Source organism: Streptomyces sp. NPDC052236 (assembly GCF_044548015.1).
Classification (GTDB): Bacteria; Actinomycetota; Actinomycetes; order Streptomycetales; family Streptomycetaceae; genus Streptomyces.
The window spans coordinates 63,349-84,084 of record NZ_JBIUBL010000030.1 but is presented as its reverse complement, the minus strand read 5'-3'; the positions used below and the strand labels follow the sequence as shown (position 1 = coordinate 84,084).

The following is a 20,736-nucleotide window of genomic DNA, read 5'->3' as shown; positions in this document are numbered from 1 at the left end:
GGCAGGTTTGTTTCCTCGGCGGACATGGGTATGGCCTGGGGGGTACCCCCTGCTCGTAGAGCTGGGGAAGTGCCGGGCGCGACGCCCTGACCGGGCCCTTCCGTGACAACCGGTCTGCGCCGACCGCCCGGGCCCGGCACATTGAGAAGGGCAAAGCGGGATTGGGGATGTACGCGTGCTGTGCGCTCGGTGAGCACCAGTCGCCGAATGACCCAGTAGCTCAATAAGAAGCAGATGGATGCAGCTGGATAGGGACGCGCAGCGGACATGCCGCAGCGCCCGGCGACAGGTCTGTTTGTCACAGCATGTCAGCGGGCACCGCGGCATTATTCACGCGTGAGCGCGTTCAGGACGCGAGGACCTCGTCGAGCAGAGCCTCGGCCTTGTCTTCGTTGGTGTTCTCCGCGAGAGCGAGCTCACTCACCAGGATCTGGCGCGCCTTGGCGAGCATTCGCTTCTCACCTGCGGAGAGCCCACGCTCGCGCTCTCGACGCCACAGGTCACGTACCACTTCGGCGACCTTGATGACATCGCCGGAGGCGAGCTTCTCGAGATTCGCCTTGTAGCGACGAGACCAGTTCGTCGGCTCTTCGGCATAGGGTGCGCGAAGCACCTCGAAGACCCGGTCCAGGCCTTCTTGACCAACCACATCGCGAACGCCGACGAACTCCGCATTGTCCGCCGGCACACGAACTGTCAAGTCGCCCTGGGCGACCTTGAGCACCAAGTAGGTCTTGTCCACGCCTTTGATCTGGCGCGTTTCGATGGCCTCGATCAGCGCGGCCCCGTGATGGGGATAGACCACGGTGTCGCCAACCTTGAACGTCATGTGACAGGTACCCCTTCCGTGGCTATCCAGAGTAACACGAGAACTGCTTCTTCTGAATGGTGTTTTCGCAGGTCAGGGCATATCTCAGGGCTTGACAACAACGCCAGGAACGTGCTGCGCGGGGCTCCCCGAGGGGGGTATTCGCAGGTCGGAGCGGCTACGCGGGCGCAGGGAAACGCGCGCGCCGCGCCCGTCACAACCCCCTCCGAGGTGCACGAACGTCCCGATTTGCCTGGTTCCAAGCGGTGAACTTCCCGTACTCCGTTCGGTCGTCGGTCACTCGCACGGAAGCAGACGCCGGCGAATCCCGAATTGATCTAGCGGGAGTATTCGGTAAGGAATATGTGGTGGTCCGGGGAATTGATCACCGCGGCTATGCGGACGCTGTCCGAAACCGCGAGTTCGGGCCGGCGCGGGAGGGCGGCGAGGGAGGGCGGCGAGGGGGCGGCGACCGGCGTAGGGCGGGTCGGGTGCGGGGCGAGTGGGGCGGCTCGGTAACCTGGGCGCGCTGACGCACCGTTGCGGATCTTCGAAGCCGATGTTCGAATCGCTTTCCAGTCGTTGCGGGGTGCCGGTCCGTCAGCCTGCCAGTCGTCCATGCCAGTCCGTACGTACGCCAAGGAGATGCCTCCGCCGTGAGCCGCAGCCTTCGACGCGGCGCCCTCGCCGCCACTGCCATCGTGTTCTCGATCACCCTGCTCTCCGCGTGCGGAGCGGGCACTGACGCGCAGACCCTCGGCGTCAGGCCGGACAACGCCGCCACGACGGTCGACAAGATCAAGATCCAGAACGCGACGGTGATCACCCAGCCGGAGCTGGAAGCGGAAGGCCCCGCGGCCATCACCGCGACGATCTTCAACAACGGCTCCAAGAGCGAGACGATCGACACGATCACGCTGCCGGGCACCGACCTCGAGGTGAAGCTCAGCCCGGCCCAGGGCTCCGGCCCGATCACGGTGCCCCCGAACGGCTCGGTCATCATCGGCGGCGCGGGCAACGCGTCCGCGGTGATCGAGAACGGCCGGGAGGCCGCGGAGGGCGGCGGCGTCCAGGAGGTCGTCTTCCGCCTCAGCAAGACCGGCGATGTGAAGCTTCAGGCGTTTGTGGTCCCGGCGAAGGGCTACTACGCGGGTTACGGCCCGAGCTCCCTGCCGAGCCCGCCGGCGGAGCCCGCCGCCGCGCCGTCCCCGTCCGGTACGCCGACAGGTACCGCCACCGGCGAGGCGGGTGCCACGGGCGAGCCCGAGGCGGGCGAGTCGGGCGAGCCGTCGGACGGCAACTCTGCTTCCGCTTCCGCTTCCGCTTCCACTTCCGCCTCGGCGTCGGGCGAGGCCGCTCACTGAGACCGCGAGAACGTGAGGGCGCCCCACTGGACAGCTGTCCGGTGGGGCGCCCTCAGATTCGTACAGACAGGTCGGCCGGGCTACGGCTCGAACTTGTAGCCCAGTCCTCGTACCGTCACCAGGTATCTGGGCGCACCCGGGTCCGGCTCGATCTTGGCGCGGAGGCGCTTCACATGGACGTCCAGCGTCTTGGTGTCGCCCACATAGTCCGCGCCCCACACCCGGTCGATCAGCTGCATACGGGTGAGCACCCGGCCCGCGTTGCGCAGCAGCATCTCCAGCAGGTCGAACTCCTTCAGCGGGAGCTCCACCTTGCCGCCCGAGACGGTGACGACGTGGCGGTCCACGTCCATCCGCACCGGACCGGCCTCCAGGGCCGCCGGGGTGGCCTCCTCCGGCTCGCCGCGGCGGCGCAGCACCGCGCGGATGCGGGCCACCAGTTCCCGCGAGGAGAAGGGCTTGGTGACGTAGTCGTCGGCTCCTATCTCCAGCCCGACGACCTTGTCGATCTCACTGTCCTTGGCGGTCACCATGATGACCGGAACGTTCGAGCGCCCGCGCAGCTGGCGGCACACCTCGGTGCCGGGCAGCCCGGGCAGCATCAGGTCGAGGAGGACGAGGTCGGCGCCATTGCGCTCGAATTCGTCGAGTCCCTCGGGCCCCGTGGTCGCCACGGCGACCTCGAAACCTTCCTTGCGGAGCATGTAGGACAGGGCGTCGCTGAAGGATTCCTCATCCTCGACGACAAGCACTCGGGTCACGGAAGGACCTCCGGGGCAGGGATTTCGGCGTTCGGATCGGTGTCGTAAGGGCGGTCGTCGTCCTCGTCGACGCGACCCGGACCGGTGGTTGAGGAGCGGTCCCGTCGGGCGCCCGCTTCGGGCAGCCGCAGGGTGAATGTGGAGCCCTGTCCCTCGGAGCTCCACACGGTGACTTCCCCGCCGTGCGAGGCCGCCACATGTTTGACGATGGCCAGTCCCAGACCGGTGCCTCCGGTCGCGCGGGAGCGGGCCGGGTCGACGCGGTAGAAGCGTTCGAAGACCCGCTCGCGGTCCTTCTCCGAGATGCCGATGCCCTGGTCGGTGACGGCGATCTCGATGATGTCCCCGCCGGATGCGGGGACACGGCGCGCTGAGATGCCGACGCGGGTGCGGGCCGGGGAGTAGTTGACGGCGTTCTCGACCAGATTGCCGAGGGCCGCGGCCAGCTGACCGCGGTGGCCCCAGATGCGCAGGCCGCCGTCCCCGGAGCCCGCGGCGGCGATGGTGATCTCTTTGGTGGACGCGGGCTGCCGCGACCGGTCGACGGCTTCGGCGACCAGTTCGTCCACGGGAACGTATTCGGCGTCGTCCAGGGGATCGTCGTTCTGCACCCGTGAGAGGTCTATGAGCTCCTGTACGAGGTTGGTGAGCCGGGTCGCCTCGATCTGCATCCTGCCTGCGAAGCGGGTGACCGCCTCGGGATCGTCCGAGGCGTCCATGACAGCCTCGGAGAGCAGGGAAAGCGCGCCGGTCGGGGTTTTGAGCTCGTGGCTGACGTTCGCGACGAAGTCGCGCCGTACCGCTTCGATACGGCGGGCCTCGGTGAGGTCCTCGACCAGCAGGAGGACGAGGCGGGAACCAAGAGGGGCCACCCGGGCGGAGACGGCGAGGGCTTCGCCGCGGCCGGTGCCGCGCCGGGGCAGGTCCAGTTCGACCTGCCTTATCTCGCCGTCGCGCCGGGTCTCGCGGGCCATGTGCAGCATGGGCTCGACGGCGAGCTTTCCGCCGCGGACCAGGCCGAGGGCGTACGCCGCGGAGCTCGCCTTGACAACGGAGTCGCTTTCGTCGAGGACGACCGCGGAGGAGCGGAGCACAGACAGGACTGTGTCGACGCCGGGCGGCAGTAGGGCGTTGATGTCGGGCCGCAGGGAGGAGCGGGTGGGTCTGGCCTGTTCGCGTTCGCTCCAGCGGAACGCGAGCATGGCGATGACGCCGGTACACAACCCGGCGATCGCTGCTGCTGCGGCCACTGCCGCGTTCACGTCCATGCACCCAGGTTATGCGTGGTCCGCGAGTTGCTCGTAGCCATACGAGGGCCGTCTCGAACAGTCGTCGCCCAGAGTTCACCAAGGGGATAGTGCTGGTTCATGTCTGCGGGAGGCAGCAGACGCGTAACGGACAGAACGTGGGAGCGTGGGGGTTCCGAGGCCCCACCCGGACCCCGGTCGCATTGAGAGAGGGACACCCATGCGGGACGCGTACCACGAGGAACTGGACTCGATCGGCGAGGGCCTGGTCGAGATGGCCCGGCTGGTCGGGTCGGCGATCGGGCGCGCCACCACGGCCATGCTCGACGCCGATCTCAAGCTGGCTGAAACTGTGATCGCCGCCGACCAGAAGGTCGACGACCTCCAGCACGACCTGGAGGCACGGGCGATCGCCCTGCTGGCCAGGCAGCAGCCGGTCGCGACGGATCTGCGGATAGTGGTGACGTCACTGCGGATGAGCGCGGACCTGGAGCGCTCGGGCGACCTGGCCCAGCATGTGGCCAAGCTGGCCCGGCTGCGCTTCCCCGAGACGGCCGTGCCGCGCGATCTGCACGCCACGATGCTGGAGATGGGGCAGCTGGCGCAGCGGCTGATGGCCAAGGCGGCGGAGGTGATCATCACGAAGGACGTCGATCTGGCGCTTCAGCTGGAGCAGGACGACGACGAGATGGACCTGCTGCACCGGACGCTGTTCCAGCACCTGATGGACGACCGCTGGAAGCACGGCATCGAGACGGCGGTGGATGTGACGCTGCTGGGCCGCTATTACGAGCGGTTCGCGGACCACGCGGTGTCGGTGGCCAAGCGGGTGGTGTACCTGGTGACGGGCGAGCACGCGGACGAGCTCCAGCCGCCGACGCAGGTCGAGGGCGCGTAGCTCGCGCGCTGTCGAGGGGGCTGTGCCTCCGCGCGCTGTTCGTGCGCCTGTTACGGCGGGCATGCACTGGGCAAGAGGCGGCGCATTCGTACGCCTTTCGTAGGCCTTTTGTACGCCTTTTGTACGCCCACGAGGAGGACCCATGGCCGAATCCCCCACGACTGCCCCCGAACAGGACGCGCCTGCTGAGCCGGTGCTCCTGCCCATCCTCGGCGCCTGCGCCTCGGGCTGCAGCTGCGGCTCGGGCTGCGGCTGCGGCTGCCAGTCGGGCGGGTCGTGTCAGTGCGGCTAGCCGAGAGTTCGTACGTACGCGAAGGGGCCCCGTCCACAGCCTGTGGACGGGGCCCCTTCTCTGTGCGGGGGTGCGGGGTGCTGGGGTGCGGGGTGCCGGGGCCTACTTCTTCTTGCCCTGATTCTTGACCGCTTCGATCGCTGCCGCGGCCGCGTCCGGGTCGAGGTAGGTGCCGCCCGGCTTCAGCGGCTTGAAGTCGGCGTCGAGGTCGTAGACGAGCGGGATGCCGGTGGGGATGTTCAGGCCCGTGATGTCGGCGTCCGAGATGCCGTCCAGGTGCTTGACCAGGCCGCGCAGGCTGTTGCCGTGGGCGGCGACCAGGACCGTACGGCCGGTCAGCAGGTCCGGGACGATGCCGTCGTACCAGTACGGCAGCATGCGCTGCACAACGTCCTTGAGGCACTCGGTGCGCGGACGCAGCTCGTTCGGGATCGTCGTGTAGCGCGGGTCGTCGCTCTGCGAGAACTCCGTACCGTCCTCAAGGGCGGGCGGCGGGGTGTCGTACGAGCGGCGCCAGAGCATGAACTGCTCCTCGCCGAACTCGGCCAGCGTCTGCGCCTTGTCCTTGCCCTGCAGCGCGCCGTAGTGGCGCTCGTTCAGCCGCCAGGAGCGGCGGACCGGGATCCAGAGGCGGTCGGCGGCCTCCAGCGAGAGCTGCGCCGTGCGGATGGCGCGCTTCTGGAGGGAGGTGTGCAGTACGTCGGGGAGCAGGCCGGCGTCCTTGAGCAGCTCACCGCCGCGCACTGCCTCCTTCTCGCCCTTCTCGGTGAGGTTGACGTCCACCCAGCCGGTGAACAGGTTCTTCGCGTTCCATTCGCTCTCGCCGTGGCGGAGGAGGATCAGCTTGTACGGTGCGTCGGCCATACGTCCGAGCGTAATAGACGCGGGTGCGGCAAACGACACCGGTGACGGTTGACTGTCGGCGTCAATTGGTTGGCGTTCCGGAGCGGCGCGCTTGTAACTTGCGGATGCCCGCTCAGCCTCTTACGTCCCGGGGGACCACATGTCTGTCGCCAGCTCCGTCGCCGGTCTCAGACGTGGAGTGAGGGCGAGCGTCTCGGGGCTGCCCCGGGAGTTCTGGTGGCTGTGGGCGAGCACCCTGGTCAACCGGCTCGGGGCGTTCGTCGCGACGTTCATGGCGCTGTATCTGACGCTGGAGCGGGGCTACTCGCCCGCGTACGCGGGGCTGGTCGCCTCCCTGCACGGGCTCGGCGGCGTCGTCTCCTCCCTCGCCGCCGGCGTCATGGCGGACCGTCTCGGCCGCCGGCCGACCCTGCTGATCGCGCAGACCGCGACCGCCGTCTCCGTGGCGCTGCTCGGCTTTATGCACCACCCGGTGGCGATCGCGGGCGTGGCGTTCCTGGTGGGCATGGCGTCGAACGCGTCCCGCCCGGCCGTGCAGGCGATGATGGCCGACATCGTCCGCCCCGAGGACCGCGTGCGGGCCTTCTCGCTCAACTACTGGGCGATCAACCTGGGGTTCGCCATCTCCGCGACGGGCGCGGGCTTCATCGCCGAGTACAGCTATCTCGCGGGCTTCCTGGGCGAGGCGGCGATGACGCTGTTCTGCGCGGTCATCATCTTCATCAAGCTGCCGGAGTCACGGCCGGAGCGCGCGAAGGCCACGGCGGCGGGGCCCGCGGATCCGGCCGAGCCGGAGGTCAGCCTGGGGACCGTGGTGCGCGACGGGCGGTTCATGAGCGTCGTCGGGCTGTCGTTCCTCATCTCGCTGATCTTTATGCAGGCGTACGTCGGACTGCCGCTGGCGATGGGCGCGGAGGGCTTCTCCAGCTCCGACTTCGGCACGGTGATCGCCATCAACGGCGTACTGATCGTGGTCCTCCAGATCCCGGTCACCCGCTTCATCCAGCACCGCGACGCGCGCCGACTGCTGATCCTCTCCTCGCTGCTGGCGGGGTACGGCTTCGGGCTCACCGCCTTCGCCGGGTCGCTCGCGGTGTACGCGCTGACGATCTGCGTCTGGACGCTCGCCGAGATCGTGAACGCCCCGACGCAGACGAGCCTGGTGGTCCGCCTGTCTCCGCTGCACGGGCGTGGCCGCTACCAGGGCATGTACATCCTGTCCTGGTCGGTGGCGGCGCTGGTCGCCCCGCTGATGTCCGGTTTCATGATCGGCCGGTACGGGGCGGAGTGGCTGTGGGGGCTGTGCGCGGTGCTGGGGACGGTGGCGGGTCTGGGGTACTGGCTGCTGATGCGGAACCTTCCGGCGGAGGACGCTCCCGATCCGCCGGAGGACGCACCCGGGCGGGAGCCACAGGCGGCGGCCCCCGCCGCGGAGAAGGCCGCCTGAAGTCGGGCGTCCAGCGCCAGGCCGCGACGCGCCCGGCCTTTGCCGTACCTACTTGGTCAGATGTGTGAACGCGTCCAGATTCCGCGTCGACTCGCCCCGCGACACCCGCCACGCGTACTCCTTGCGGATCGCGCTCGCGAACCCCAGCTCCAGCAGCGTGTTGAACGCCCCGTCCGCCGCCTCCAGGACCGTGCCCAGCAGGCGGTCCAGCTCCTCCGCGGTGACCACGCCGAGCGGCAGTTTGCCCACCAGGTAGATGTCCCCGAGCTGGTCGATCGCGTAACTCACCCCGTACAGGCGCAGATTGCGCTCCAGCAGCCAGCGGTGGACCGCCGGGTCGTTCTCGTCCGGGTGGCGGATGACGAACGCGTTGATCGACAGCGAGTGTCTGCCGACCCGCAGGGAACAGGTCGTCGACAGCTTGCGCGTGCCGGGGAGCGTCACCACGTACGAGCCGGGTTCCGGGCTCTCCCACTCGAGTTCCGCGTCCTTGAGCGTCTGCTCGATGACGGTCGCCCGTGCGGCCTGCGCGGTCTGTGCGGCGACCTGACCTTCCTCAGCCATGGTGCGAGCGTACCCGTCGGCGGTGTTCGTACATCGCCGCCGTATAGACGTCCGCCGTCGCCGAAGCCGCCGTGTCCCAGCCGAAGCGCTCCGCGTGGCGGGCCGCCGCCGCGCCCATACGCGCGGTCAGCGCCGGGTCGCGGATGAACCGCAGCAGCGCCGTCGCGTAGTCCGCCGGTTCGTGGCCCGGGACCAGGATGCCGGTCCGCTCGTCGTGTACCGCCACCGGCAGCCCGCCGACCTCGGCCGCCACCACCGGTGTGCCGGTCGCCTGGGCCTCGATCGCCACCAGGCCGAAGGATTCGCTGTACGAGGGCACGACCAGCGTGGACGCGGCCCGGAACCAGTCCGCGAGCCGTTCCTGGCCGACCGGCGGCTGGAAGTGGACGAGGTCCGCGATACCGAGGCGGGAGGCCAGTTTCTGCAAGCCCTCCGGTTTGGCCAGGCCGCTGCCGCTCGGGCCGCCGACGACCGGGACGAAGAGCCGGGAGCGCAGCGACGGGTCGCGCTCCAGCAGCAGCGCCACCGCGCGGAGCAGGATGTCGGGCGCCTTCAGCGGCTGGATGCGGCCCGCGAAGAGCGGGATGAACGCGTCCTGGGGCAGTCCGAGGCGGGCCCGCGCGGCGGCGCGGCCGTCGGCGGGCCGGAAGCGTTCCAGGTTCACGCCGGGGTGGACGACGGCGACCTCCGCCGGATCCGCGTCGTAGTGGCGGACGAGCTCGTCCGCCTCCTCCGCGGTGTTGGCGATCAGCCGGTCCGCGGCGCGCACGATCTGGACCTCGCCGATGACGCGCGAGGACGGCTCGGGGGTGTCTCCGTCGGCGAGCGCGGCGTTCTTGACCTTGGCCATGGTGTGCATGGCGTGGACCAGGGGGACGCCCCACCGCTCGGCGGCGAGCCAGCCGACGTGGCCGGAGAGCCAGTAGTGGGAGTGGACGAGGTCGTAGTGGCCGGGGCGGTGCCCGGCCCAGGCCTGCATCACGCCGTGTGTGAAAGCGCACAGCTGCGCGGGAAGATCTTCCTTGGCGAGGCCCTCGTAGGGGCCCGCGTCGACATGCCGTACGAGTACGCCGGGAGCCAGCTCCACCACCGGCGGCAGCCCGCGCGCGGTCGCCCGCGTAAAGATCTCGACCTCTATGTTGATGGCGGCGAGACGCTTGGCGAGTTCGACGATGTATACGTTCATGCCGCCCGCGTCGCCCGTCCCGGGCTGGTGCAGGGGGGAGGTGTGGACGCTCAGCATGGCGATCCTGCGCGCCTTGCGATGACCCCCGGGGAACCGGATGCGCGGCGGGGTCAAGCTGCCGCCGAGCCGGGAGACGTACTGGCTCACGTCGACGGTCCTCCTTACTCCGGCCTGCCGGCCTGCTGCTACGGCTCACTGCGGCGCAGGGCGCTCAGCTGTTACGGGACCGCGAGCCGCGGAACGTACGTGACCCTCCAGCGTCACAACAGCTGACCTCGCTCTTCCATTTCCGGCCCCCTCCCGCTTTGCCAAATCATTACCGCCCGGCAGCGTGTCGTGACCGCCTACCCTGCCCTCTATGACTCGCCCCGTCGGGACCGCGACCCGCGGGACGACCAACCCCAACCGCCTGCGCCGCATGGACCGCTGGATAGCCGCCGCACACGGCCCGGCGCTGCGCCGCTGCGCCGCGCCGACAGCCGTCGATCTGGGGTACGGGGCGGCTCCCTGGACCGCGCTGGAGCTGCTGACGCGGCTGCGCGTCGCCGAGCCGCGCTGCCAGGTCGTCGGCATCGAGATCGACCCGGCGCGGGTGCTGGCCGCGAAGCCGTACGAGCGCGAGGGGCTCACCTTCCGGCACGGCGGCTTCGAGGTGCCCCAGGCGCAGGGGACGCGGCCGACGCTCATCCGGGCGGCGAATGTGCTGCGCCAGTACGACGAGGACCAGGTCGCCGCCGTCTGGGCGCGGCTGTGCGCGCGTCTCGCGCCCGGCGGGCTGCTGGTCGAGGGCACCTGCGACGAGATCGGGCGGCGGCACGTCTGGGTCGCGCTCGGCCCCGAGGGGCCGCGCACGGTCACCTTCGCGGCCCGGCTGGGCTCCCTGGAGCGCCCGTCGGATCTCGCCGAACGGCTGCCCAAGGCGCTGATCCACCGCAATGTGCCGGGCGAGCCGGTGCACGCCTTTCTGCGGGACTTCGACCGGGCGTGGGCGGCGGCGGCTCCGTACGCCTCGCTGGGCGCGCGGCAGCGCTGGGCCAGGGCCGTACGGGATGTCGCGGGCGACTGGCCGGTGACGGGTGACGTGCGACGGTGGCGGCAGGGGGAAGTCACGGTGAACTGGGCGGCCCTCGCGCCCAATGCTCCCTAATACTCCCCAATCCCCGATGAAGAGGCTCGAACAAGGGAACGCAGGGGACGTGTTGTTCGTCCCTGACGGGTGGGGAGTGTCGGCCGTGCCGCAAGGCTTGGCCGACTGCCTCTGTCGTATTGGCGGACGCCGTGGCACCATCGCGACATCGAGAGCACGTTACTGACGGTAAATCAGCTCGGTTTTATCGGTTTGGTTCCATCAGCTTGGTCTCATCGGTTTGGTTCCATCATTCGTCCGGAGGGGGAGTCGTGAACCGACGCCGCTGTGCCACTGCCGCGATCACTTTGGTCTGCGCACTGACCGTGCTGGCGTCACCCGGCCTGGCCTACGCGGCCCCCGAGCCGCGCCCGACGGCGAGCACGAGTGAGGCGCCCAAGAAGTCGCTGGAGCAGGTGCGCCAGGAGATCGACACCCTCTACCGCCAGGCGGCTTCCGCGACCGACTCGTACAACCTCGCCGAGGAGCAGGCGGCCAGGCAGTCGGCCGAGATCGTCAAGCTCTCGATGGAGATCATCAAGGGCCAGCAGCGGATCGACGCGCTCAAGGACCGCGCGGGCGCCGCCGCCCGCGCCCAGTACCGGGGCGGCGGCCTGCCGCCCGAGGCGCGGCTCGTACTCACCGACGATCCCCAGCTCTTCCTGGACGGGGCGGGCCGGATCAAGCAGGGCCACAAGGCGACCAAGGACCTGCTCGGCGAACTGACCAGGACCCAGACCGACTTGACCGCGTACACGAAGGACGCGAGCGTCCAGTGGCAGAGGCTGGAAGCTCACCGGGTCAAGCAGGCGAAGGCCACGAAGGAGATCAACGGCAAGATCGCCGCGGCCCGGAAGATCGAGGACACGCTGGAGAAGGCGGAGCTGAAGCGGCTGCTCGAGCTGGAGAAGGAAGTCCAGTACACCTCGCAGACGGCGTGGCTGAGCTCGGGCGCCCTGACGGAGATCAACCGCAGCGCGAGCGCACAGGGCCGCAAGGCGGTGCAGTTCGCGACGGCGCAGATCGGCAAGCCGTACGTATGGGGAGCGGAGGGCCCCGACTCGTACGACTGCTCGGGGCTCACGTCCCAGGCGTGGCTGGCGGGGGGCAAGGGCATACCGCGGACCTCGCAGGAGCAGTGGCGGCTGCTGCCGCGCGTCGCGATCAAGGACATGCGCCCCGGCGACTTGATCGTCTACTACGCGGACGCCAGCCATATAGGGATGTACATCGGCGACGGCTCGATCGTGCACGCGCCGCGGCCGAATCGGAATGTGACGATCACGGGCGCGGGCTCGATGGAGATTCTCGGAGTCGTACGCCCCGACAAATAACGCCCGCCGAGTGACGGCAGGGTGACGCGCACGTTGCCAACTGCGGGCGGACAAATAACCTTCTGACGGACACGTGATGTTTGTCATGGGCCTGGCTCGGCATATGCCACCGGCTCTGTGCGGTTCGTCATTCCGCTCAGCATCAGGGACCGCTAGTCTCCACGTCCGGTGGTGCGTCGAATGACGCTCCGCCGCCCTCGGGGGGAGGGAAGGAAGACCAGGCTGATGCCCGTACCCGTACCCGTACCCGTTCCGCAACAGAGGAAGGCGTCCCTCGTGGACTCCGCCCACGGAGGCGACCTCACGCTCTTGGTGATCGAGGACGATCCGGCGGTCACCTTCACAGTCCCCGAGCTGCTCGACGCGGCCGGGACCAAGGTCCGTATCCGCAGCGCCCGTAACCTCACGGAGGCGGCGCGGCTGCTCACGGACGATGTCCACTGCATCCTCGTCGACCTGGCGCTGCCCGGGCCCGGCCGGGGCCGGGAGGAGCTCGCCGCGCTCCAGCACGTCCTGCGGCTGGCTCCGCACCATGCGGTCCTCGCCCTGACCACCTCGGGCGACGCGGCGCGCGCAGCGGAGGCGGTACGGATGGGAGCACAGGACCATCTCTTCCGCGACGAGCTCGACGGGCCGCTGCTGAGCCGCGCCGTCCGGTACGCCGTCGAGCGCAAGCGCGCGGACACGGCCCAGGTGAAACTGGCCGAGTCGAGGCTGCGCGCCCAGGAGAACGCCCGCCTGGAGCGCGGGCTGCTGCCCACACCCCTGCTCCATGGCTCGGACCTGCGGTTCGCCGCGCGCTACCGCCCGGGCCGCTCACGGGCGCTGCTCGGCGGCGACTTCTACGACACGGTGCGCACCGCGGACGGCACGGTCCACGCGATGATCGGCGACGTCTGCGGGCACGGCCCGGACGAGGCGGCGCTCGGCGTGGAGCTGCGTATCGCCTGGCGGGCGCTGACGTTCGCGGGTCTGTGCGGCGACGAGCTGCTCTCGACGCTCCAGCAGGTGCTGGAGCACGAGCGGGAGAGCGAGGAGATCTTCGCGACGCTCTGCACGGTCGACATCGCGCCCGACGGGCGGCGGGCCGGCCTCTGCCTGGCGGGCCACCCCTCGCCGCTGATAACCCGGCGGGGGCCGGCGGCGCGGCTGGTTCCGGACGACGACAACGGCCCGGCGCTCGGCCTGCTGGAGCGCGCCCGCTGGCCGCGCCGTCAGGTGGAGCTGGGTGGCGTGTGGAGCCTGATGATGTACACGGACGGGCTCATAGAGGGCCGCCAGGGGCCGGGCATGAAGCAGCGGCTGGGCCAGGACGGGATGATCGAGATGATCAACCGACAGCTGGCGGCGGGGCTCGACGGCGAGGCGCTGCTGGAGGCGGCGGTCGCGGAGGTGCGCGATCTGAACGGCGGGGAGCTGACGGACGATGTGGCTGTGCTGCTGCTGAGCAGGACGGCAGCGCGGGCCGGAGCCGTCGCCTGAGGCACCGCCTGAGGCACCGCTTCAGGCGGTGCCTGCGGCGACGGCGCCCTGCGGCGCGCTACCGTCCGCCGTTGTACGGCCCGTAGGGGCCGTCACTGCTGGAGCCGCCACCGCGCCGGCCGCCACCGCCGCCGGACACCTGCTTGAGGGCCGGCCGTACGTCCACAAAGAAGACGATCGTCGCGATCAGCCCGGCGATCGACAGGAACAGCACCGAGATGAACAGGTTCACCGCGACCGTGACACCCAGGATGACCAGCCAGAACGACTTGGTCTTCTTGTCGGCGGCGCGGTAGGCGTCCTCGCGGGCGAGGGCTGCCAGGGTCAGCGCGGCCACCGAGGAGACGATGAAGATGAGATCGAGCACCAGCCAGAGTGTGAGGTCGAATCCCTCGCGCAACATACGGAGCACCGCCTAGTGAGTGATGTGTAGCGCCTCGCGGCCAAGGTACCGGGAGAACGGGCCGGGCACCTCAAAGGTGCCCGGCCCGTTTTTCGCGCGGCCCTACCTGGCGCGTGGCCTTACCTGGCGGACGGCGGGGTGGTCTTCTTCGCCGCCGGCTTGCGGGCCGTGGTCTTGCGCGCCGGAGCGGGCCTCTTCGCCTCCGCCTTGGACTCGGACGGGGACGCGGACGGGGACGCGGCAGGCTTCGGCTTCTCCTGGGCCTCAGGCTCGACGGCGATGGCGATCTCGGTGATCTCCTCGGCCGCCTCGCCGCGCCACGACTTCACGACCTGCTCGCCCTGCTCGGCGACCTTCTCGTACGTCTCACGAGCCCTGACGGCGTACTCGGCGGCCACGCCGACGCTGCGCAGCGCCACGGCCTGAGCGCTCTCGCTCAGCTTCTTCAGATCGGTGTCGAAATTCTCCAGCATCTCGGTGACCTTGGCCTGCATGGTGGCCTGGGCCTCCTTGGCCTGGATGGTCACCTTCTCCTGCACGGCCTTGGGGTCGGTGTTGCGTACGGCGTCGATACGGCTCGGAGCCTCGGACTTGAGCTGCTCGATCAGCGCCGGGACCTTCTTCGCCTGCTGGACGGCCATGTCGGCCGTGCCTGCCGCGAAGTAGAGGGGGGTCGGGTCGGTCAGGGTCTTACGCAGGTCATCGGTGATGGCCATGACTGTGGTCCTCCCGGATCGCAGGTCGGTGTTCGGTGTTCGCAGGTGTTCGGCTGTGCTCGGAGTTCAAACGGAGGGTGGCGAGTCGGCGTCACTGCCGGCGGCCGTTCGGGGGCCGTCCTCGGGGGCGTCTATTCCGTTCTCCTTGCGGAAGGAGTCGTAGATCTGGAGCAGCACTTGCTTCTGCCGCTCACTGATCGACGGATCGGCGAGGATGACGGCACGCGTCTCCAGCTCATCCCGCTCCCGCTCGTCGAGAATCCCGGCCCGTACGTACAGCGTCTCGGCGGAGATCCGCAGGGCCTTGGCGACCTGCTGCAGTACTTCCGCGCTCGGCTTGCGCAGGCCGCGCTCGATCTGGCTCAGATAGGGATTGGACACCCCGGCGGCGTCGGCGAGCTGCCGCAGCGAGAGCTGCGCGTTGCGCCGCTGCTCACGCAGGTACTCACCGAGATTGCCGACGTTGAGCGTTGCCATAGCGCCATCCTGCGACACCTTGCTAACTATTGCAAGCACCTGCTTGCAAAAGTGTCGCACGCAACTCGGACGCGGGCTACAACGTTGTCCTGTCTCTGTGATGTCCGGGCAGTCTCAGGAGATCTCCGAGCAAGTGAGCTGACGTCTCACTCAAGTCCGGGCATCCCTCGGCAACGACCCAAGACCGCGCCGGCGATGTGAACTACGAACGGATCTCCCATTTGATGCAGGTCCTGCCGGAAGAGTGCTCGAAGGTGGCTGGCCAGTAGTACTTGAACGGGGTGCCCGTCTCCATAGCGTCCGTCACAGCGCGAACGAACTCGTTCAGGCTTGAGCCCCAGAGGGTGCCTTCTAGATCACCGGAGCCAATACCCATCTCATACACGTGCCCATACGTGGGCCCAGGCCGGTGGTCGACGAACGCGACACCTCCGTCGTTGGGCAGCGCGAACGGCACACAGAGATGCAGATGGCCAGCAAGGTCTTCTTCATCCCACGGATCGACCTCGGTGTTGTCCTCGCCGACGTCCACGAGAATCTCATGCATCGATGCGATCTCAGCGGTCGAGCTGAGCCGATGGCCCAGCGGCAGAATGTTGCCAGCCGGGAAAACTCCTGGCTCGGGTCCACTGTTCGGCTCGGGCTCGGCAACACCGTTCCGCCGCTCCAGCAGCCCCCTGAGTTCAGGATGAAGGGCGAAGCCCAGTTGCTTCTCCAGCTCAGCGATCTCAGCAGCCGTTGCCGGCGGTCGAAGTGCGGCGTGATCCGCTGGCGACTGGGCGGCCAGCCACGACTCGAACCGGGCCCATGCCTGATCAAACAGAACGAGATCTATCGATGTCATGGGCAGACGATAGACAGCGGGTCTGACAAGACCGGCTGCCCGGCTGCCCGGCTACCAGGCTCACGGCTGATGCAGTTGCCCGGACTTCCAGAAACAGGTGCCAAGCACGCTGTCTCACCCAACTCCGGGCATCGCAGCTCATCCGCCCCAGCTACCCGGACTTATCTGAGACAGGACAAACGTGTCCGGGGCGACCTCGGCGCGTATGGCGGTGACGCGGAGGAAGTCCATACCGCTGTCGGGCACCGTCGCTCGGATCTACGCCCGCCTGAGTTTCCGTCCGGCGGGCACCACCCTGCTGATCGCCAACCAGCCGGCCCGCGGTCAGTAGGCCGACGCCGCCTCGTGCATGATCCGTGCCAGTTCGCGCGGCTGGGAGAACATCGGCCAGTGGCCGGTGTTCATCTCCACCAGCCGCCAGTGCTCGCTGGTCAGCAGCTTCGCCACGTCGTCGCTCGGCTCGGGACCGTCGAGCAGGCACTTGATGTACGTCGCCGGGAGCTCGCCGAGCGGACGCGCCAGCACGGCGGGCTCGGTCAGCGTGGCCCCCGGGTGCGGGATCGAGCCGCCCACGAGCCGGGCTATCTGCTCGCCGGTGAGGCCCTGGCCCTCGCAGTCGGCGGCGGTCAGCGGCGCCCAGAAGCCGCCGTTCCCGGCGATCAAAGCCTCCAGGGCCGCCGGGCCCTGCCACCAGTGGGAGGCGAAGGACTCGCCATCGGCCGGAACGTTGGAGTCCACGAAGACGACCCCGGCCAGCCGGTCCCCGATCCGCTCGGCGGCCTGACCGACCGGTATGCCCGAGTAGCTGTGCCCCACCAGGACGACGTCTCGTAGATCGTGGCGTTCGACCTCGTCGACGATGTCCCGGACGTGGGTCTGCTGCCCGGCCCGCATGTGTTGCCTGTCGCCGAGGCCGGACAACGTCAAGGGACAGGTGCCGTGCCCGGCCGCACGCAGCTCGGGGACCACCTCGTCCCACGCCCACGATCCGAGCCACGCGCCTGCTGCCAGTACGAAGTTCGCCATGCCGAAAACGTTAGTGCGGGGGTCTGACAACCCCGGTGTCCGACGGCGTTTACGTAGGGTTCTCGCATGCCCGAACTCCAGCGTCTTCGCCTCGACCACGCCCCGGCCCTCCTCGCCTTCGAACAGGAGAACCGCGCCTACTTCGCCGCCTCCGTTCCCGACCGTGGCGACGACTACTTCGCCCGGTTCGACGCACGGCACAGCGCGCTCCTCGCCGAACAGGCCACCGGCGCGTGCCACTTCCACCTCCTGGTGGACAGCGGCGGCGAGGTGCTCGGGCGGATCAACCTGGTCGACGTGGCGGACGGCTCCGCCGAACTCGGGTTCCGGATCGCCGAGAAGGCCGCCGGGCGGGGCCTGGCCACGGCCGCCGTCCAGCAGGTCTGTGCCCTGTCCGTCGAGTACGGGCTGACCGCGCTGCGGGCTTCCGCGACATTCGGCAACGCGGGCTCGCACGCCGTGCTGACCCGTACGGGATTCGTACCCACCGGCGACGTCATGCTGGACGGCCGGCCAGGCCGGAGCTACCTCCGCGGCCTGTCCGACGAACGAGTCGACCCGCCCCTCCTCGCGGGCGAGCGCGAGACCCTGCGCGCGTACCTCGACTACCACCGCGCCACGCTCGCCATGAAGTGCCAGGGCCTCTCCGACGAGGACCTGCGCCGCCAGTCGATGCCGCCGTCGACGCTCTCCCTGCTCGCCCTGGTGCGCCACATGGCCGAGGTGGAACGCGCCTGGTTCCGGCGGGTGATCAACGGCGAGGACATCCCCCTTGTCTGGTCGGACCAGAACGACTACCAGGTGGCGTACGACGCGAGCGCCTCCACCCGGTCGGAGGCGTTCGGCGCCTGGCAGACGGAGGTCCGGCACGCCCGCCGCATCGAGGAGCAGGCGGAGTCGCTCGATGTGACCGGCCATCAGGTGAGGTGGGGCAAGGATGTGTCGCTGCGGCTGGTGATGCTGCACCTGATACACGAGTACGCCCGGCACAACGGCCACGCCGACTTCCTCCGCGAGGGAATCGACGGCACTGTCGGAGCCTGAGCCTGAGAAGCCTGAGCCTGAGGAGCCTGAGCCTGAGGAGCCTGGCCGTCGACCCTAAGGCGACGCAAGCGCCTCCGGCAGCGGGCGGCAGTGCAGTACGTCCAGCCGGGACACCGCCCGCGTGAGCACCACGTACAGCCGGTGCAGCCCGCGCGCCTCCGCCCCGGCGATCGCCGCCGGTTCGGCCACCACGACATGGTCGTACTCCAGGCCCTTCGCCACCGAAGCGGGCAGTACGGTGACCCGGGCCCCGGCGCCCAGGTCACCGGCGGTGGCCGTCGCGATGCCCGCCCCGGCCAGGGCGGCGCGCAGCCGGTCCGTCTCCGGGCCGTCCGCGATCACCCCGATCGAGCCCTCGTACGCCAGTGCCGCCCGTACCGCGTCGACCGTCGCCGCGGCGACATCGTCCACCCGGCGGATCGTCAGCTCGCCGTCCCGGCGCATCGACCGGGCCTGCGGTACGTCGACGCCGAGCGCCGTGACCAGCCGGTTGGCGAGCGCCACGATCGCCGCCGGGACCCGGAACCCGGTGGTCAGCGGGACCACGGCCGCCTGTGCCTTGCCAAGGTGGGCCAGTTGCTCGGCCCAGCTGCGGGCCGCCCACGGCGTGGTGCCCTGGGCCAGGTCGCCGAGCACCGTCAGTGAGCCGAACCCGGCCCGGCGGGCGATCACGCGGCACTGCATCGGCGACAGGTCCTGCGCCTCGTCCACGACGATGTGGCCGTAGCCCTCGGGGCGTTCGATCAGCCCGGCGAGCTCGTCCAGGAGGACCAGATCGGCCGCCGACCACTTCGCGGACTTGTACGAGCGCGGGGGCCTGCCCCACCGGATCGCGTCCTGCTCCGGCGGCGTGAGCAGCACGTCCACCGGATCGGTGAGCAGCTCGGTCAGCACCTCCTCCGGCCGCACCCGCGGCCAGACGGCGTCCACGAACGCCGTGACCGCCCGCGCGCTGCTGATCCGCTGCACCCAGGCGCTCAGTTGCGGTCCTGCCCGGCGCTCCGCCTGAAGCTGGATGGCGCGCACGGCGCGGGTGCGGACGCGCTCGCGCCCGACGGCGTACGGCGGTGACTCCGCCCGCACCTCGGCGACGACCCGCTCCAGTTCGGCGAGCGGGATCCGCCAGCGGTACGAGCCGTCGGGGTCGGGGACGGCGAGCGGCTCGGCGGGCGCGGCCACGCGCGCGTAGAGCGCGCGGCGCAGTACGGCGGCCATCCGGGCGTCGTGCTTGACGACGGCGGCGGTCTCGCTGTCCCGCGCCCGTACCTCGTGGCGGGCGATCTCGTCGTCCACCGTCGACTGGCGGATGCCGGTCTCGCCGAGCGAGGGCAGCACCTCGGAGATGTACGACAGGAAGGTGCGGTTGGGGCCGAGGATCAGCAGGCCGCGGCGCTGGATGCGCTGCGGGTGGGTGTAGAGGAGGTACGCGGCGCGGTGCAGGCCGACGGCGGTCTTGCCGGTGCCCGGGGCGCCCTGCACACAGACGGTTTCGGCCAGGTCGGCCCGTACGAGGCTGTCCTGCTCGGGCTGGATGGTGGCGGCGATGTCGCGCATCGGACCGACGCGCGGGCGCTCGATCTCGCCCGCCAGGATCGCGCTCCCGGCCGACGGACGTCCCCTCGGGTCGGTCAGGTGCTCGTCTTCGAGACTGGTCAGGTCTTCCGGGTCTCCCTTGCTCCAGGGCGCCCAGCCGAACCGGCGGCGTACGGCGACGCCCTGGGGGTCGCGGGCGCTCGCCTGGTAGAAGGCGCGCGAGACGGGCGCACGCCAGTCGACGACCAGGGGCGGCGCGGCGGGGTGTTCGCTGATGCGGCGGCGGCCGATGTGGTAGCTCTGGCCGCGATGGTCGGCGGCGCTCGCGTCGTGCGCGAAGTCGAGCCGGCCGAAGAAGAGCGGGCTGTCCGGCTCTTCGGCGAACTCCTTCGCCCAGCTGCGGAGCTGGTAGCCGAGGACTTCGGCGTCGGCGCCGGAGGCGAAGGCGTTCTCTCCGGTGATGACCTGCTCGGCAGCGCTGTCGGCCATGCCGGTCAAGGCCGCGCGGCAGGCCTCGTGGAAGTTCCGCTCGGGCGTGAGTGCGTCATCGGGTGCCGTCATTCCACCCAGAATAACGCAACCAAGTCACATTCTTAACTGAGTAGCCTCATCCGATACCACCGCGCAGCTGAGCGAAGGCCAGCTCCGCCGCCGCGACGGCGTCCGGGCGGACCCGCGCGGCGCTCTCCCCTGCCGCGATCCGCCGCCAGTTCTCCTCGGCGAGGATCCGCTGTACGGCGACGATCTGCCCGGCGGCAAGCCTCGCGCCCAGCCCTCCACCCGGTGCGGCGGCCAGCGCGGTGGCCAGTGCCCGCTCCGACCTGCCCTGGTACGCGTACAGCCGCGCGACCAGGCTCGGCGTCCCGTACAGCAGCCGGTGGTAGGCCAGTACGCGCTCGTCGTCATTGAGCCCGGTCACCGGATCGCGCCGCTCCAGCCCGTCGAGGAAGTGGCGGTACAGCGCGTCCAGCGGAGAGACCCCGGCCGGGCGTGCGGCCACCACGCGCGCCGCCTCGTCCTCGTGGTCGGCGAACCGGTGCAGCACCAAGTCCTCCTTGGCGGGGAAGTACCGGAAGAGGGTCGGCTTGGACACGTCGGCGGCTGCCGCGACCTCGGCGACCGAGACCCCGTCGAAGCCCCTCTCCAGGAAGAGCGCGATCGCGGCCTCCGAGATCGCCTGGTACGTCTGCCGTTTCTTGCGCTCCCGCAGGCCCACCTCACCGCTCATGGCTCCGAGCCTACGCACCCACGGTTGACCTCAACCGCGCTTGAGGTTCAAGACTGCTTCACTTGAGGTTTAAGCCTGCCTCAAAGGAACCG

At 69.7% G+C, this 20,736-nt stretch carries 21 protein-coding genes and 1 pseudogene; 9 read left to right on the top strand and 13 right to left on the bottom strand.

The window, feature by feature from the left end:
* Window positions 1–346: 346 nt before the first annotated feature.
* Entirely contained in the window at window positions 347–829 is a 483-nt protein-coding gene (locus ACIHCQ_RS36450; protein ID WP_006380568.1) for a CarD family transcriptional regulator, read from the bottom strand.
* Window positions 830–1,464: 635 nt separating this feature from the next.
* Here ACIHCQ_RS36450 and ACIHCQ_RS36445 point away from each other — a divergent pair.
* Window positions 1,465–2,172: a DUF461 domain-containing protein gene (locus ACIHCQ_RS36445; protein WP_399672412.1), complete on the top strand. Its 708-nt coding sequence runs from the start codon at window positions 1,465–1,467 to the stop codon at window positions 2,170–2,172.
* An 80-nt stretch (window positions 2,173–2,252) separates the two neighbouring features.
* Here ACIHCQ_RS36445 and ACIHCQ_RS36440 read toward each other — a convergent pair whose 3' ends face one another.
* Window positions 2,253–2,933, bottom strand: coding sequence for a response regulator (locus ACIHCQ_RS36440; protein WP_399672411.1), 681 nt, complete (start codon window positions 2,931–2,933; stop codon window positions 2,253–2,255).
* A complete protein-coding gene (locus ACIHCQ_RS36435) occupies window positions 2,930–4,201 on the bottom strand; it encodes a sensor histidine kinase (RefSeq protein WP_399672409.1) in 1,272 nt (423 codons plus the stop codon). The genes ACIHCQ_RS36440 and ACIHCQ_RS36435 overlap by 4 nt, the downstream gene beginning before the upstream one ends.
* A 199-nt stretch (window positions 4,202–4,400) precedes the next feature.
* On the opposite strand from ACIHCQ_RS36435, the gene phoU reads away from it, so the two are divergent.
* A complete protein-coding gene (phoU, locus tag ACIHCQ_RS36430) occupies window positions 4,401–5,078 on the top strand; it encodes a phosphate signaling complex protein PhoU (protein ID WP_399672407.1) in 678 nt (225 codons plus the stop codon).
* A gap of 394 nt (window positions 5,079–5,472) precedes the next feature.
* Here the strand turns inward: phoU and ACIHCQ_RS36425 are convergent, their stop codons facing one another.
* Window positions 5,473–6,234 (bottom strand): phosphoglyceromutase, encoded by a 762-nt coding sequence (locus ACIHCQ_RS36425; RefSeq protein WP_399672405.1) that lies wholly within the window; start codon window positions 6,232–6,234, stop codon window positions 5,473–5,475.
* 139 nt (window positions 6,235–6,373) lie between these two features.
* Here ACIHCQ_RS36425 and ACIHCQ_RS36420 point away from each other — a divergent pair, with 139 nt between their 5' ends.
* The gene (locus tag ACIHCQ_RS36420; RefSeq protein ID WP_399672403.1) at window positions 6,374–7,681 is read left to right on the top strand and encodes an MDR family MFS transporter; all 1,308 of its coding nucleotides are present in this window, start codon (window positions 6,374–6,376) and stop codon (window positions 7,679–7,681) included.
* A gap of 48 nt (window positions 7,682–7,729) precedes the next feature.
* Here the strand turns inward: ACIHCQ_RS36420 and ACIHCQ_RS36415 are convergent, their stop codons facing one another.
* On the bottom strand, window positions 7,730–8,245 hold the full coding sequence (locus tag ACIHCQ_RS36415; RefSeq protein WP_399672401.1) for a YbjN domain-containing protein: 516 nt from the start codon (window positions 8,243–8,245) through the stop codon (window positions 7,730–7,732).
* Window positions 8,238–9,578 carry a D-inositol-3-phosphate glycosyltransferase gene (mshA, locus tag ACIHCQ_RS36410; protein ID WP_399672399.1) on the bottom strand — a complete coding sequence of 447 codons (1,341 nt, stop codon included), beginning with the start codon at window positions 9,576–9,578 and terminating at the stop codon, window positions 8,238–8,240. Before mshA ends, ACIHCQ_RS36415 begins: the two co-directional genes overlap by 8 nt.
* Window positions 9,579–9,789: 211 nt before the next feature.
* Here mshA and ACIHCQ_RS36405 point away from each other — a divergent pair, with 211 nt between their 5' ends.
* The 3 genes from ACIHCQ_RS36405 (at window position 9,790) to ACIHCQ_RS36395 (ending at window position 13,373) form a co-directional block, all read left to right on the top strand.
* Window positions 9,790–10,578 (top strand): class I SAM-dependent methyltransferase, encoded by a 789-nt coding sequence (locus ACIHCQ_RS36405; protein WP_399672396.1) that lies wholly within the window; start codon window positions 9,790–9,792, stop codon window positions 10,576–10,578.
* A gap of 251 nt (window positions 10,579–10,829) precedes the next feature.
* The gene (locus tag ACIHCQ_RS36400; RefSeq protein WP_399672394.1) at window positions 10,830–11,891 is read left to right on the top strand and encodes an NlpC/P60 family protein; all 1,062 of its coding nucleotides are present in this window, start codon (window positions 10,830–10,832) and stop codon (window positions 11,889–11,891) included.
* Window positions 11,892–12,116: 225 nt separating this feature from the next.
* Window positions 12,117–13,373: a PP2C family protein-serine/threonine phosphatase gene (locus tag ACIHCQ_RS36395; protein WP_399672393.1), complete on the top strand. Its 1,257-nt coding sequence runs from the start codon at window positions 12,117–12,119 to the stop codon at window positions 13,371–13,373.
* 58 nt (window positions 13,374–13,431) lie between these two features.
* On the opposite strand, the gene ACIHCQ_RS36390 is transcribed toward ACIHCQ_RS36395, so the two are convergent.
* From ACIHCQ_RS36390 to ACIHCQ_RS36375, 4 genes are all read right to left on the bottom strand, one after another.
* Window positions 13,432–13,776, bottom strand: coding sequence for a DUF2516 family protein (locus ACIHCQ_RS36390; RefSeq protein WP_399672391.1), 345 nt, complete (start codon window positions 13,774–13,776; stop codon window positions 13,432–13,434).
* Window positions 13,777–13,895: 119 nt separating this feature from the next.
* Window positions 13,896–14,492 carry a hypothetical protein gene (locus ACIHCQ_RS36385; protein ID WP_399672389.1) on the bottom strand — a complete coding sequence of 199 codons (597 nt, stop codon included), beginning with the start codon at window positions 14,490–14,492 and terminating at the stop codon, window positions 13,896–13,898.
* A gap of 66 nt (window positions 14,493–14,558) precedes the next feature.
* Window positions 14,559–14,969: a helix-turn-helix domain-containing protein gene (locus tag ACIHCQ_RS36380; protein ID WP_399672387.1), complete on the bottom strand. Its 411-nt coding sequence runs from the start codon at window positions 14,967–14,969 to the stop codon at window positions 14,559–14,561.
* Window positions 14,970–15,171: 202 nt separating this feature from the next.
* On the bottom strand, window positions 15,172–15,813 hold the full coding sequence (locus tag ACIHCQ_RS36375; RefSeq protein ID WP_399672385.1) for an SMI1/KNR4 family protein: 642 nt from the start codon (window positions 15,811–15,813) through the stop codon (window positions 15,172–15,174).
* Between the two features lie 181 nt (window positions 15,814–15,994).
* Between ACIHCQ_RS36375 and ACIHCQ_RS36370 the strand changes: the two genes are divergently transcribed.
* Complete coding sequence (locus ACIHCQ_RS36370) at window positions 15,995–16,144, top strand: hypothetical protein (protein WP_399672383.1); 150 nt, start codon at window positions 15,995–15,997, stop codon at window positions 16,142–16,144.
* Here ACIHCQ_RS36370 and ACIHCQ_RS36365 read toward each other — a convergent pair.
* The gene (locus tag ACIHCQ_RS36365; RefSeq protein WP_399672381.1) at window positions 16,138–16,839 is read right to left on the bottom strand and encodes an alpha/beta fold hydrolase; all 702 of its coding nucleotides are present in this window, start codon (window positions 16,837–16,839) and stop codon (window positions 16,138–16,140) included. The two genes, ACIHCQ_RS36370 and ACIHCQ_RS36365, sit on opposite strands and share 7 nt — an antisense overlap.
* 66 nt (window positions 16,840–16,905) lie before the next feature.
* Here ACIHCQ_RS36365 and ACIHCQ_RS36360 point away from each other — a divergent pair.
* Together ACIHCQ_RS36360 and ACIHCQ_RS36355 are read left to right on the top strand one after the other, a co-directional pair.
* Window positions 16,906–17,385: pseudogene (locus ACIHCQ_RS36360) on the top strand (GNAT family N-acetyltransferase); the annotation flags it as partial.
* A complete protein-coding gene (locus ACIHCQ_RS36355; RefSeq protein WP_399672469.1) occupies window positions 17,377–17,883 on the top strand; it encodes a DinB family protein in 507 nt (168 codons plus the stop codon). The pseudogene ACIHCQ_RS36360 and the gene ACIHCQ_RS36355, both read left to right, overlap by 9 nt.
* A 54-nt stretch (window positions 17,884–17,937) precedes the next feature.
* Here the strand turns inward: ACIHCQ_RS36355 and ACIHCQ_RS36350 are convergent, their stop codons facing one another.
* Together ACIHCQ_RS36350 and ACIHCQ_RS36345 are read right to left on the bottom strand one after the other, a co-directional pair.
* Entirely contained in the window at window positions 17,938–19,977 is a 2,040-nt protein-coding gene (locus ACIHCQ_RS36350; protein ID WP_399672379.1) for a HelD family protein, read from the bottom strand.
* 46 nt (window positions 19,978–20,023) lie between these two features.
* A complete protein-coding gene (locus ACIHCQ_RS36345; RefSeq protein WP_399672377.1) occupies window positions 20,024–20,644 on the bottom strand; it encodes a TetR/AcrR family transcriptional regulator in 621 nt (206 codons plus the stop codon).
* Window positions 20,645–20,736: the final 92 nt, after the last annotated feature.